A 12809-nucleotide genomic window follows, 5' to 3' on the forward strand; every position below is an offset into this window, starting at 1 on the left:
GCGGGCATTGCCGGCCTCTTGAGCTGTTCAGGACACACAAACGCACATGAGTCGCCTCGAGAGTTTCATCCGCAGGCTGACCGCACAGCGCGACATTCTCGATCAAGTCTGCGCGGAGGTGGCGAAGATTGAGGGCCCCATCCTCGAGCTCGGCCTCGGCAATGGCCGGACGTTCCACCATCTGCGCGAACGCCTGCCCGGCCGACGGATCGTGGCGTTCGACCGCGCACTGGCCGCACACTCCAGCTCAATTCCCGAAGCTGAAAACCTCGTGCTCGGCGAAATTCGCGAGACGGCGAGCAGGTTCATTGGCATCGACGCCGCTCTTGTTCATGCCGACATCGGCACCGGCTATGAAGATCGCGACGCGGTGACCGCTACCTGGCTTCCCGATCTGACCGCGCGCCTGCTTCGCGTCGGCGGCATCGCGGTCAGCGGCACGCCGCTCGATCACCCGCAGTTGCAACGCCTCCCGCTGCCGCCTTCGGTGCCCACCGATCGTTATTTTATCTGCAGGCGCGTGTGAGGGGCCGAGACGACCCAAGTCTTCAGGGGATCGTATAGACGGCTATCTCTCGCTCAATGCCGCGCAGCGAGACCTCGTGGGGCACGGGCGTCAGCGCTTTCCTGTGCAACAGATCGGCGGTGAGATTGTCATCGACCACCGCACGAGTGGCGAAGATCGCCTGTGCGTTGGCAAGGTTCTGGACCCGCGACGCGATATTGACCGTCTGGCCGAAATAGTCCTGCCGCTCGTTCATGGACACGGCGATGCAGGGGCCGGTATGGACTCCGATCTTGAGCAGCAGGTCCTCGCGCCCGCTCCTTTCGTTGAGCGCATGCATGGCTTCGCGAATCCTGAGGGCCGCGGCAATCGCCCGATCAGGTGTCGCGAAGGTCGCCATCACCGCATCGCCGATCGTCTTCACCACCGCGCCTGCCTCCGCCGCGACGATCTCGTGCAGAACCTGGAAATGCGCGCGCACGAGATCGAAGGCCGAAAGGTCGCCCACCCGCTCGTAAAGCGCGGTCGAGCCGCGCAGATCGGTGAAAAGGAATGTCAGGCTGGTGATCTTCAGGCGCTGGTTGATGTCGAGCGTATCCGCGCGATAGAGATCGCGGAACGTCTGGTTGGTGAGCAGGCGTTTGGCGGTCAGGAAGGGCCGGCGTTTGCCCAGCAAATCATGCAAACCCTGGCCGGCGATGAAGACCGTCGGCAGCACGCGGGTGTCTGTCCTGTTTTCCAGCGAAATGCGCAATGGGCCTGGTTGCATCTCCAGCGTCTGGCTCTGGACATGGTCGCGGTCGAAGACCAAGGACAGGCTTCGGCGCTCCTTTGTCGGTTCGCCCTTCACGTCGATGAACTGCACTGAATGGGTGACCGGCTCGAAGACGATGATGAATTCGGACGGAAGCTGTACTGGCAGAACCGCCTTTTCACCGGGCGCAAGCTCGATGTCCTCCAGCGAGATCTCTTCCATCCTTTTCGCGAAGTCTTCATTCGGCAGATCGACGCCGGACGCCCAGTAGATCTGCCGGAAATACTCCATCAACGGCAGCTCGTGCGGATTGTGGGCGGCAATCCTGCGTATCCGGGGACTGACGGTGAATGTCACCTCGACCATCTCGTCGAGGGTCGGTGAATAACCCTCGGCGCACAGCGTGCAAGTGTATTCGTCCTTCTGCACCGTTTTCAGCGTGGCGTTGGTGTCGAGCACGCCGCCACAGCCGGGGCACAGAACATTCCAGGAAATGTCGAAGATGCCCACCCGCGCCGCATGGAGAAAGGCGCCTATGGCGCGTTCCTCATCGAGGCCATGCTTGCTGGCGAAGGCCGGCGCATTGATGCGGCAAAGCTCACGGTCATCGCCCTCCGCGATGGTTCGCTTGATCGCGTCGATTGCCAATAGATCGACATCGGTCGATTGCCGCAGAAGCGAGAACAGATCCTGAGCTTCGTTCATCGTGCAGGCCCCAGAAACGCGCCCCCCGCCGCGTGTTGACCGGACCGCTCTTGGTCCGAGCGCTGCATTTTACTTCGAAACGGACCGCACGGCCATTCGAATAGATAAGCCTGGTGACAGTTCAATTTCCATTCGGCAGATTTTCTCCGGCCGCAAGCGGCACTATGATGGTCCATGGGCATTCGTCTTTGGGGCTTTCTCCCATGCCGACATCCAACAACCCACCATTTCCCGCGGCCCTGCGCCTTTTCTCCGCGATGGTCATCATCGTCCTGATCGTGGGCGCGGGCCTGTTTTTCGCGCCTGTGCTGGTCAAGCCGCGCTGGCCTTGGGCCGTCACGCCGTTCAATGCCCGCTTCCTCGGCGGCTTCTACACCGCCGAAATGGTCGTGATGGCGGCGCTGCTGTTCTGGAACCGCTGGTCGCCCGGCAGGCTCGTGCTCGTCATGGCCTTCATCTTCACCGTCGTCGTGTCGGCGGCTTCGTTCATCAATCTCGGCTATTTCAACTTTCAGCGCAAAGCGCCCTGGCTCTGGTTTTTGGTCTATCTTGCCTCGGTCGCGGTATCCGGGCTGTTCCTGTGGCAGGCCAGGGATCGTCCTTCTGCAAAAGGCGTCACCTTAAACCCAGCATGGCGCAGCTACATGCCGGTGGAATCGGCGATCCTCGGGCTCTACGGCGTCGGCCTGTTGCTGTTTCCTCTGACGTTCAGCAGCATCTGGCCATGGCCGGTCGACGCCTTCCACGCCCAGGTCTACAGCGCCATCTTCCTCGCCGGCGCGGGCGGCATATCTCTCGTCTGGAGAAGCGCGCCGCGCGAGGAGCTGCTGGTGCTCGGCCTGGCGCAGTTTCTGGTTGGCCTGCTTGCCATCCTTGGCCTCGTCATCACCGACGCTGCGGTGCATCGGATCGACTGGACGGCGACCGGGACGTTGTGCTGGCTCGCCCTTTTCGGCTGGATCTGCATCAGCGGCGTCTTCAAACTCTATGCCGCCTCCCGATATTTTAGCTCGCAATCGGCATCATAGGTTGCAGAGACGGCTGGATTTTCAGGTAACGTCCGGTGCATCGTGCCGGGCCGATTGCCTTCGCCGGGAACGCCATGACCAGCACGACCTCGCCATCGTCCGAGAAGATCCAGCCACAGCTCCGACCCGTCCGGCCAAGCGATGCGGAGGCGCTTTGCGCTATCTTCAACATGCCGGGCTTCCGCCGGGGCACGTTCAGGATGCCCTTCGAGAGGGTGGAGCAGGTGGAGCGGCGCATCGCCAAGTCCGGCCAGGAAACCACCTGGATCGTTGCGGAGGTGGACGGCAAGGTCGTCGGCCACGGCAGCTTGGTCGTGCATGGCTCGCCGCGCCGTTCGCATGTCGGCGAGATCAATATCGGCCTTGACGATGCCTTTGTCGGCAAGGGCGTCGGTTCCGCCATACTGGGCGCGCTGCTTGACGTGGCCGACAACTGGCGGGCCCTGAAGCGGGTCGAATTGAGCGTCTATGCCGACAACGAACCGGCCATCCATCTTTACACAAGCCACGGCTTCGAGGTCGAAGGTCGGCATGTGAAGGCAGGTTTTACCGACGGGCAGTACCACGACCTCCTGAGTATGGCCCGGCTGCGGTTCTAAGATCTGCTGTTTGGCGAATAGGTGATTGCTGATGGAGGACTCCGTAGGATACGGTCAATTTCGTCTCACACCATTTGATCGAGTTGCCTGGGCCGAGCGCGTCCAGCAAGTCTGGTCTCCCTTGGTGTTTGCACCGCAAGCGGCTTGACGGGAACCAATGACCGCCGTCTTTGAGCCAACTCCTACTCCTCCAGTGGAAATTCTGGCTGTGCTGTCGCTGCTCTGCCCGGAAGTCGTGCGCGACATCGAGCAGAACTGGAATGCACCGGTTTCCGACTACGCCCGCCATCTGTGGCGGCCGGTGGCAAGGCCTGCATCGGGTCCGGCAATCGCTGCCCGCTCGATCCTGCGCGACGTCCTGCGTCAGCGCCTCGGTGTGATTATGCAGCCTGAGGAGATCGGCAAGGCCCTCGAAGAGTTCGAGCACAGACCGGTGATTCAATCCGGCCTGCACTGCCTGCTTCTGATGGACCGGATCACCTTCGATGCCCTCCTGCTTGCCTGGCTCGGCGCGGTCGAAAACGGGCTGTCGGCCTTCGTCAACTTCATGGGAACGACGATGACCATGGAGACAATTGGCCGGGAGGGGCCGGGATGGCTCGATGTCGGCGACGACAAGGTCAACCTGTTTGGCATGGGGCGCCACAAACTGTGCCGCAAAAGCGCCTGCGTGGCCGGTCCCGTCTCCCTCAACAAGCGCGCGCTCGAAGCGGCGGGCGATGATACGGATGCCAGCCGTTGGCTGGGCACACTGCTTGCCAGTCAGGACAAAGTGTTTGGAACCGCCGCCGATGCGCTGACAGCCCTCAACGAGGATCTCGTCGCCAACTGGGATCGTTCCGGCAAGGCCGTTCCGGTCTTCATCGATGATCGGCTTGCCGCGGCTGCCATGGCGCGGCATCTAGAACATGACGGCAGCCTTCTCTCCAGGCTGCTCATTGAGCCCGCAAGGCGCCAGCGTCTCGAACGTGCCTTGCAGGAGGCCGCATCGGGCCCATTTGGCAGGTTCCTGCCCAATTCCACGGCCTATTTTTGGGGCATTCGCGAGGAGCGCGTGCGCAAGCTCGTCCTCGAGGACGGGCACCTGATCGAGCCTGACAGGCCACATGGTCTTTCCATCCCGTTCGAGCGTCCGCATCTCAAGCAGGCGCTGCTGGACGGCGTGCTGCTGCCGAACTTGTTCCTGATGTTCCTCGTCCTCGCCATATTGCCGCGCGTGCGTGTTGTGGGTGGCCTGAGACAGATTGGCTATGTAGCGCTTTTCCACTCGATCCTGCTGGCTGTGCTGGACGAAAACGCGCCGGAAGAGCGCGATCTGGCTGCGGAGCTGCAGGTTCGGGAAAATGCCTGGGGCATGCGGGTCATCGATGAAAAGATCTCGGTCCGCGAGCAGCTTGCCGGCCTGCCGGAAGGAGCGCTCTTCCCGGAACTGCTCCGCCAATATCGTTTGCGGACATTTGCCGAGACGACCGACGACCTGAAACTGGTTCGCGAAGACGCCCGATGGCGGAAGATCGGCCGGGCAGAGATCAAGGCGACCTGAGCCTCACTTCAGGCCTTATTCGCGGAGGGTCGATCGCGATCGGCTGCAGTTCAAGCCCGCCCTGATCTGACTCACCTGTCATTGCACAACGCCGGCTTTGCGGAGCCCACCCACCACGCGTTCGAAATCCGCTGGGTTCTTGTAGGGCAAGACTTTGACCACATCTGCAGCCAGGATTGCGGCTAGCTTACGATTCTCGCTCATGGGTCCGTCTCCTCATCTCCACGATAGCAGGAAGACGGAGGGTAAGAGGGAACTTTCGCAAACGACGGCCACGCAGCCGCCCGAATCGGCAGCGCTCTGCCCACCGGACCCGCACCGATCGCTCGATGCACATTTGCGCTGCCGCTTGCCGGTCGACGCCTATCGGTTCATCCTTGTGAATACCCTGGCCGTGAAGCGCGTAGCGAGATTACGCTGTCACGGCCGCAAGAGAGGTCTGGTTCTATGGACTGCTCGGGCTGCGGTTTCCAGGTTGAGAGCGGTTACGCCTTCTGTCCGAGGTGTGGCAAGCGCCAGCCCGTGCCATGCGCCAATTGCGGCTACCCCTGCGCGCCTGATTTCGAGTTCTGTCCGAAATGTGGGGCCAGCGTCGGTGCGCCCGCAAAAGCCGTCGAACGGCCTGCTCCGACACCAAGCCGGACCATTGTGCCGCCTTCTCGAACTCCGTCGCTGCTTGCGAACATCGAAAGCGAAGATGGGCTGCATCCCGTCTCTGACGCGGATCGCAGGACCGTAACGGTCCTGTTCGCCGACCTTTGCGGCTTCACGACACTCAGCGAGCAGCTCGACCCCGAGGTCATGCAAACGCTGCAGAACGAACTGTTCAAGGAATTGACGGCGGCCGTGCGAAACTTCGGGGGTTTCGTCGACAAATTCATCGGCGATGCACTGCTTGCCTTGTTCGGTGCGCCGGTCGCGCATGAGGACGATCCGGAACGTGCGCTTCGCGCCGCTCTCGACATGATGGCCCGGACTACCCGGCTCGGCGAAAGCACCTTCCACTCCGGCTCGCCTCTGTTACTTCACATCGGCATAAACACTGGTCCGGTCGTTACCGGGGGATTGGGCATCGGCACCGCCAAATCCTATTCGGTGACCGGCGATACCGTGAATACGGCGCAACGCCTGCAATCGCTGGCCGCACCGGGTGAGGTCCTGGTTGGCGAGCTCACTCACAGGCTGACCCGGCATGCCTTCTCTTATGAGTCGCTGGGTGATGTCGTGCTTCGCGGCAAGGCTGGCAGTGTGCTCGTCCATCGACTGGATGGACCGCTTGCGGCGCCGCGTGCAGCGCGTGGGCTCGAGGCGCTCGGCCTCAGTGCGCCGATAATAGGTCGTGGTGCGGAGCTCAATAGAATGCTGGCGAGCCTTGATCAGGCGTGCGGCGGCTCGGCCCAACTTGTCCGCCTCGTCGGAGAGGCCGGTATCGGGAAATCGCGGCTGGTGAAAGAGTTCGTCGCCCGCGTCGGCGACGAGGATCGTTTTCGCAACGTCGCCGTGCGGCAGGCCACGTGCTCACCGCTTGGCGAACAATCATTTGGCGCTTTGGGCGCAGTGGTGCGCAGCGCTGCCGGGATGATGCAAAACGACAGTGGGGACGAAATGCGGGGCAAGCTCGCAGGCTTGCTTACCGATCTCGGTCTGCAGGGCGAGGAGGCGAAGCGGCTGATGCCTTTGCTCTACCATGTGCTCGGCCTTGGCGACCCCGACGCCACCTTGCAGTATGTCGAGCCCGAGCAGCTGCGGCGGCAAATTCTCTACGCGGTTCGCACACTCGTCGAACGGCGGCTTGCGTTGTCGCCGCTGTTGATTGTTGTCGAGGACCTGCACTGGGCCGACGCCGTGTCGCTCGAGGCACTGCGTTTCGTGATGGACAGGTTGGAACGCACGCGGTTGATGTTGCTGGTCACGCATCGTCCGGCGCCGCACAACGACCAACTCGACTCGAGTCGGGTCAGTCACACAGCGCTCAGGCTTTCGCCGCTCAAGCGTGATGACGGACGCAGCCTGCTGGCGGCGCTTTTCGGCGAGAGCTGGGTAAACTCCGCAGGCGGGCTTCCCGACCAGATCCTCGAGCGCGCGGGCGGCAACCCTCTTTTTGTGGAAGAGATCGTTCGCGGCCTTATCGATCGCGGTGTACTTATGCGCGAGGGCCAGCAATGGCGGACTGTGGCAGGCGAAGTTGCAACCGGCATTCCCGCCACGATCCAGGCAATGTTGCTTGCCCGCGTCGACCGGTTGCCCCAGGAGGTGCGCCGCTTGGCCCAGGAAGCCGCGGTAATCGGCCCGCGCTTCGATGCCACACTTCTGAAAACCGTGACAGCCGACCCCGGCCGAGTAGAAGCCGGCTGCGAACTGCTTTGCGATGCGGAAATCATCGAGGAGGTTGCCGGATCAGGCTCGGTCTCGTCGCAAAGCTACCGCTTTACGCAAACGTTGCTGCAGGACGTGATCTACCAGAATCTGCTCCTGCAACGCCGGACCGACATCCACGGGCGGGTCGGTGCTGCCTTGGAGCAACTGTGCGGCGACAAGCCGGAACGGCTCGAGGATTTGACCGTGCTCGGTCATCATTTCGCACAGAGCGCCGAGCGGGAGAAGGGCGCGCATTACCTGCTGGCGGCGGGCGATCGCGCTCGCATGATATATGCCAACGACGACGCCCTCCGTTTCTACGAGCGAGCACTGACTGCGTTGGGCGCGACGGGGCAAACACCGCTCAAACTGGCAATTGCAGAGCGCATTGCCGATTTGAGCGGCCCGTTAGGCCGCCGCGAGATCGCGCACCAGCACTACGAGACGGTGTTGCAGGCATACCGCGAGTCGGCCGATCGTGTCGCTTCGGTGCGAGTTTTGCGTAAGATCGGTCGGCTGCTCTGGGACGTCGGCAAGCGGAACAACGCAGAATCCCGCTATGCTGAAGCGGCAGCGCTCCTCGATGGAGCGGATGCCCCGATCGAGCAGGCGCATCTCTGGCAAGAACGTGGCCGACAGGCGTTCCGTAGCGGAGATAACGCTCTCGCGGCAAAATGGGCAGACGCGGCGCTGGATTGCGTACGCAATCTGACAACGGAGCACGTCTCCGAGGTAGGGCGTGATGCCACTCTTGTGACCGCCGAGGCACTCAATACCAAGGCTGTTGCGCTGGCTCGCCTAGGACGAAACCGTGAAGCCGTTAGCCAAGTTGAGCGCAGCATTGAATTGTCCGAAGCCGCCGGTCTACTGGGCACGGCCTGCCGCGGCTACACCAATCTCGGCGTGCTTTACACGACCATCGATCCGACAAAGGCGATGGAGGTCTGTCGGCGCGGCCTTGAAGTGGCGCGCCATATTGGTGATTTGGGTTTCCAGGCACGCCTCCTCGCCAATCTGGCGGTCGCCTGTTGTACGTTCACGGATCGCTGTCCAACGGAGGGCGTGCCTGCTGCCGAGAAGGCCATCGAGATCGACCGCGCGCTCGACCAGCGCGAGCACCTGCCGGTGCCGTTGATCGTGCTTGGGCAGATCCATCAGTGCAACGGCCGTCCGGAGCTGGCGGCTGGCTTGTTCAACGAAGCACTGGACGTAGCCCGCGAAACGGGCGAACCCCAACTGCTGTTTCCGTGCTATGATGGCCTTGCAACGCTTAATCTCGACCTCGACAATCTGGCCGAGGCCGAACGCTACTTTTCCCTGGCGCAGGGCATATGCGCCCAGCACGGGCTCGACCCGGAAGGACTTGTTGTGCTGCCTTTTCTCGACTAGCCGGGGTTGGAGGTTGGAAATGTCCGCGCCTAGTGACTTGGTACCGCTTCAACCGGGCGACCGTGCGCCGAACGTGGTGCTCGACGCCATCACCCAGGAAGGCAAGATCGCGCTTGACGACTTTCGCGGACAAAAACCGGTGCTGGTCGGCCTGTTTCGAGGCTTGCATTGCGCGTTTTGCCGGCGCCATATCGCCGCCCAGGCGCGGCTTGATCCGGAGCTGCGCGAAAAGGGTGTGGGGAGCCTGACGGTGGTCAACACGCCGATCGAACGGGCGCGTCTCTATTTCCGCTACCACCCGATGCCGAATCTGCTTGCGGCCTCCGACCCCGAACGCGCTTCGCATCGTGCTTTTGGACTGCCCAATCTCGAATTCACCGAAAACGAGACGAACTGGCCGTACAAGGTCTCGATGGCAGCGGCTAAGGATATGCGGGTCGACTTACCAGGCGAGTTGCCCGGTCCAATGGATCCTTTTGCGGCCAGCGAATTCCTCGACAAGAGGGACCATTACGAAGTGACCGAAGCCGACGAGCAGATGATGGCAACCGGACACGGACAACTGATCGGTCAGTTCCTGCTCGACCGGCAGGGGGTTGTCCGCTGGAGCTTCACGGAGGTTCCAGAGGGTGGGCGATACATGTTTGCGGCGCCAAACCCGCAGGAGCTGATGTCGGCCGTGTCCCAAGTCGCCCAATAGACTTGCGAACGAGGTGACGGGCGGGACTCTGAACGAAAAGCGGAACCAATTTGTCACAAAGCTAGGCATTGGCCTCGGCAAGCCAGAATGTACGGTTCTGGCAATGACCCGCACGCTCGTGCCAACACGCACCCGACTGACAAGTTCACCGTTCATTCGAGCACGGCCTCGACGATGGCAACAAAGTCATCGAGCGAGCGATCCCCACGAATCTCGATGCGCGGAAGGTCGATGGGATCGGACTCGAGGTGCGCCGGCCCGTATCTGCCGCCGAAGCCGATCCGATAGCCGCACTCCCTGGCCAGCCGGCCAAGCCGTCGGTCGGTGACAGAGAAGGGCGCTGCGAACGACGCGATTGGCCGACCGGTCCACCGTTCGATGAACATGCGAGAGCGCAAGAGTTCGGCGGCCAAGTCAGAGGTCGACAGACCATCGATTGCGCGATGCGTCGCCAGATGGCTTCCGAAGAATGCACCTTCGCTGGCGAGGCGTCGCACCGTCCCGGCGTCCATAAGCTGCGTTGGCGGACCGCTGGCGGCGTCCCACTGCGCACTTTGACCCACCAAGTCCGTCACCAGGAACACTTCCGCGGTCAGGTCGTTGGCGCGCAAGATCGGCCAGGCGTGGTCGGCAAAGTTCTCGAAGCCGTCATCGAAGGTGATGAGCACCGGGCGGCCAACGAAGGGTTGAGGGTTGGAAATGAACCGTTCCAGCTGCTCGGACGTAATCGCGTGAAAGCCATTGGCGCGCAGCCATGTCATCTGGCTGCCGAATGCGGCAGGCGTGCACCGAAAACGGGCGAGCGCGGCCGGACCATCGTCGGCGACGCTGTGATACATGAGGACAGGGATGCGCTGCCGCCGCTCGCTACGCGCGACGTCGCGGCGCAAAGCCCGCGCCCCGCCCCAGACGATTTTTCGCGCGACCCCAATTTCGACAGGCGCGCGTATTGGCACGTGATCGATCACCGGTTCCGTCGCCACGTCGCCTGGTGACAGGCGGCGGAAGCGGTCAATGCGATAGAGCTCGGTCTGGATCGATTGCTCGAGGACGAGGCCATCGGTCGCTGCCAGCGTCTCTGAGATCGCTTGTGCACCGAATGTGTTCCAGTCGAAGCCCGTCCTTTCAATATTGTCACGGAGCACGAATGCGTGTGCGCTGATGAAGCTGCCGCCAGGCGCCAACGCCTCAACAAATTTTTTGGCGATGCGCCGCAACTCCGCGAGATCGTCCAGGTAGTAGAGCACTTCCGAACAGACGATCAGATCCATCTCACCCGGAAGCGTGTCCGCAGAGAAATCCAGTACGCCGAAGTCAACATTCGGCTGATCGCTGCATCTGTCATGCGCCCGCTCGATGGCCACGGCGGAGATGTCGGTTGCGGTCAAATGGCCCACTCGCGGCGCCAGTTGCCGCGTGAAGTGGCCCTCCGCGCAGGCCAGCTCAAGCGCCCGTCCGATGGGGCCGGCAGGCAGAATTTCGAGCTGCCGCTCATATTTTTCCTGCTCATAGGGCGAACCGTAGTGCCAGGGGTCCTCGGTCGCGAAATGGCGATTCCAGAACGACGTGCGATCATTATCGTGCCCATCCGCGGCCGGTTTACGGCGCGGCGCTGCAAGAGGCTCTGCAGGTTCGGCGCTCGACCGAACCAGCTCCTGCGCCTCAGCGGCCAATCGTGCGAGTTTGCCGACGTGGCTGTCCCGATCGGATATGGACAACGATGCCTCGGCTGCAAACATGTTTGACGTGTCGGCACCGGCGCCCTTTTGCGGTGCAAGCCGCTCGGGGGGCACGAGATTCAGGATCAATTCAATCCAATGACGCCTTGTCACTTTCCCGAGCACGCCGAACTGGACGCGAGCCGCGATCCGGCCATCCATCATCAGATAGGCATAAATTTGATCGACTCCTTCCGGAAGTTCGATCGAGGTCGGATTTCGAGCGTCGACGCGAATTCCGAGTGTCTGCCGCAGTTTGCGCGGCGCGGCGAGGTCGTCGAAGTCGAGAAGCATTTGCTCAAGGTGGTATTGGACGCGGCGTCCCGCTACGGGATCGCCCCAGATCTTGCCGAGTTCGATGACCAACTCGGTGAGGGGGCCGCCGAACCTGTCCCACCTGGCAGCCAATTGGGCTGGCACCGATAGGCTTCCTAGCATAAGGCCATCTAAGGCCACCCTGGCGATTTCACGCATCCATTTACGTCCTGCCGGGAGCGCGCGCAGGAACTGCGGGTTGATTGAGCGCAAACCGCGGCCGCAATCCGACGCGGCGCTCCACAACGCGAACCACCCGAGCGCTTCGGCAGCGGTGCGGCCGTTCGCCTCGATCGCTCCATTGGCGTGAGCCGATGCTGGGTGTTTGACCCTCGGATCAGGAGAAAAGCCGCGGGCGATCACGATTTCCGCATCTACCAGCATCTGCGTCGAATTGCGGGAGAGCGAGTTGGGGCTGACCCGATGGAAAGCGAGCGGCTCATCGACCATCACCCAACGTTTGCCTAGACGTGCGAGGCGCTGCCACAGATCCCAGTCCTCGAAAGTGTGCAGCGAGACGTCGAAACCGCCCAACTCGACAATTGTCTCCCGGTCGACCAGCAGCGCGTGAGTGCAGATGGCACACCGGCGGGCGAATGTTTCGAAGGGCTGGATCGCAACCTCCGTTGCGATGCTCGACGGGGTGAGTTCGCCATCGGGCATTATTCGCCGAGAACCGCAATAGGCGGCCACGGCATCGGGAGCGGCTTTCAGTGCGGCCAGCATTTTCGCAAGAAAGCTGGCATCCACCCAATCGTCCGCATCCAGAAACATGAGCCATTGGCCGCGCGCTATCGAAATGCCGCTATTGCGCGCGCCGGCGGCGCTAGACGCGCAAGAGCTCAACGTGCGAAATCGGGCATCGTGCTCCACATAACCAGCGATGATCGCGGGGGTGCGGTCCGTGGAGGCGTCGTCGACGATGATCGCCTCCCAATCCGCTATTTCCTGATCGACGAGGCAATCGAGTGCGCGCGCCAGCGTTGCCTCGGCATTGTGCGCAGGAACCACGATTGAAACCAAGGGATTATGCGCCACAGCGTCTTACCCGCGCCTGCTTCGAAGGTAGAACAAGAGTCCCAAAACATAGCCGGCGACTTCCTGCCAAAGGAAACGGTTTTCAGGGACGCTAAGTCCAAACAGTCTCCTGCGCCTGGCATAGGCCGTCGAACCCGATCCGCCGATGGTTTGCTTG

Annotated in this window: 9 protein-coding genes; 6 read left to right on the plus strand and 3 right to left on the minus strand. The window is 62.1% G+C overall.

Annotated features, from left to right (window positions below; translation table 11 throughout):
• The first annotated feature begins 46 nt into the window (after positions 1 to 46).
• The gene (locus tag RFN28_RS02360; RefSeq protein ID WP_320285763.1) at positions 47 to 526 is read left to right on the plus strand and encodes a class I SAM-dependent methyltransferase; all 480 of its coding nucleotides are present in this window, start codon (positions 47 to 49) and stop codon (positions 524 to 526) included.
• Positions 527 to 548: 22 nt separating this feature from the next.
• On the opposite strand, the gene RFN28_RS02365 is transcribed toward RFN28_RS02360, so the two are convergent.
• Positions 549 to 1964 carry an adenylate/guanylate cyclase domain-containing protein gene (locus RFN28_RS02365; protein ID WP_320285764.1) on the minus strand — a complete coding sequence of 472 codons (1416 nt, stop codon included), beginning with the start codon at positions 1962 to 1964 and terminating at the stop codon, positions 549 to 551.
• A 203-nt stretch (positions 1965 to 2167) separates the two neighbouring features.
• Here RFN28_RS02365 and RFN28_RS02370 point away from each other — a divergent pair, with 203 nt between their 5' ends.
• The 3 genes from RFN28_RS02370 (at position 2168) to RFN28_RS02380 (ending at position 5134) form a co-directional block, all read left to right on the plus strand.
• Complete coding sequence (locus tag RFN28_RS02370; RefSeq protein ID WP_320285765.1) at positions 2168 to 2992, plus strand: hypothetical protein; 825 nt, start codon at positions 2168 to 2170, stop codon at positions 2990 to 2992.
• Between the two features lie 74 nt (positions 2993 to 3066).
• Positions 3067 to 3591, plus strand: coding sequence for a GNAT family N-acetyltransferase (locus tag RFN28_RS02375; RefSeq protein ID WP_320285766.1), 525 nt, complete (start codon positions 3067 to 3069; stop codon positions 3589 to 3591).
• Positions 3592 to 3748: 157 nt separating this feature from the next.
• The gene (locus tag RFN28_RS02380; protein ID WP_320285767.1) at positions 3749 to 5134 is read left to right on the plus strand and encodes a hypothetical protein; all 1386 of its coding nucleotides are present in this window, start codon (positions 3749 to 3751) and stop codon (positions 5132 to 5134) included.
• A 78-nt stretch (positions 5135 to 5212) separates the two neighbouring features.
• Here RFN28_RS02380 and RFN28_RS02385 read toward each other — a convergent pair whose 3' ends face one another.
• Positions 5213 to 5338: a hypothetical protein gene (locus RFN28_RS02385; RefSeq protein ID WP_320285768.1), complete on the minus strand. Its 126-nt coding sequence runs from the start codon at positions 5336 to 5338 to the stop codon at positions 5213 to 5215.
• A 243-nt stretch (positions 5339 to 5581) separates the two neighbouring features.
• On the opposite strand from RFN28_RS02385, the gene RFN28_RS02390 reads away from it, so the two are divergent.
• Together RFN28_RS02390 and RFN28_RS02395 are read left to right on the plus strand one after the other, a co-directional pair.
• Positions 5582 to 8881, plus strand: coding sequence for an adenylate/guanylate cyclase domain-containing protein (locus RFN28_RS02390; RefSeq protein WP_320285769.1), 3300 nt, complete (start codon positions 5582 to 5584; stop codon positions 8879 to 8881).
• Between the two features lie 19 nt (positions 8882 to 8900).
• Positions 8901 to 9581, plus strand: a complete 681-nt coding sequence (locus RFN28_RS02395) for a redoxin family protein (protein ID WP_320285918.1) — start codon at positions 8901 to 8903, stop codon at positions 9579 to 9581.
• Positions 9582 to 9733: 152 nt separating this feature from the next.
• Here RFN28_RS02395 and RFN28_RS02400 read toward each other — a convergent pair whose 3' ends face one another.
• Positions 9734 to 12637, minus strand: coding sequence for a trifunctional glycosyltransferase/class I SAM-dependent methyltransferase/polysaccharide deacetylase (locus RFN28_RS02400; RefSeq protein ID WP_320285770.1), 2904 nt, complete (start codon positions 12635 to 12637; stop codon positions 9734 to 9736).
• Positions 12638 to 12809 lie beyond the last annotated feature (172 nt).

Origin of the sequence: Mesorhizobium album, from assembly GCF_033977205.1 — a bacterium.
Lineage (GTDB): Bacteria > Pseudomonadota > Alphaproteobacteria > Rhizobiales > Rhizobiaceae > Mesorhizobium > Mesorhizobium album.

Bases quoted from the DNA above. Each gene is read 5' to 3' on its own strand.
- RFN28_RS02360 (WP_320285763.1), top strand. From the start codon at position 47: ATGAGTCGCCTCGAGAGTTTCATCCGCAGGCTGACCGCACAGCGCGAC.
- RFN28_RS02365 (WP_320285764.1), bottom strand. From the start codon at position 1,964: ATGAACGAAGCTCAGGATCTGTTCTCGCTTCTGCGGCAATCGACCGAT.
- RFN28_RS02370 (WP_320285765.1), top strand. From the start codon at position 2,168: ATGCCGACATCCAACAACCCACCATTTCCCGCGGCCCTGCGCCTTTTC.
- RFN28_RS02375 (WP_320285766.1), top strand. From the start codon at position 3,067: ATGACCAGCACGACCTCGCCATCGTCCGAGAAGATCCAGCCACAGCTC.
- RFN28_RS02380 (WP_320285767.1), top strand. From the start codon at position 3,749: ATGACCGCCGTCTTTGAGCCAACTCCTACTCCTCCAGTGGAAATTCTG.
- RFN28_RS02385 (WP_320285768.1), bottom strand. From the start codon at position 5,338: ATGAGCGAGAATCGTAAGCTAGCCGCAATCCTGGCTGCAGATGTGGTC.
- RFN28_RS02390 (WP_320285769.1), top strand. From the start codon at position 5,582: ATGGACTGCTCGGGCTGCGGTTTCCAGGTTGAGAGCGGTTACGCCTTC.
- RFN28_RS02395 (WP_320285918.1), top strand. From the start codon at position 8,901: ATGTCCGCGCCTAGTGACTTGGTACCGCTTCAACCGGGCGACCGTGCG.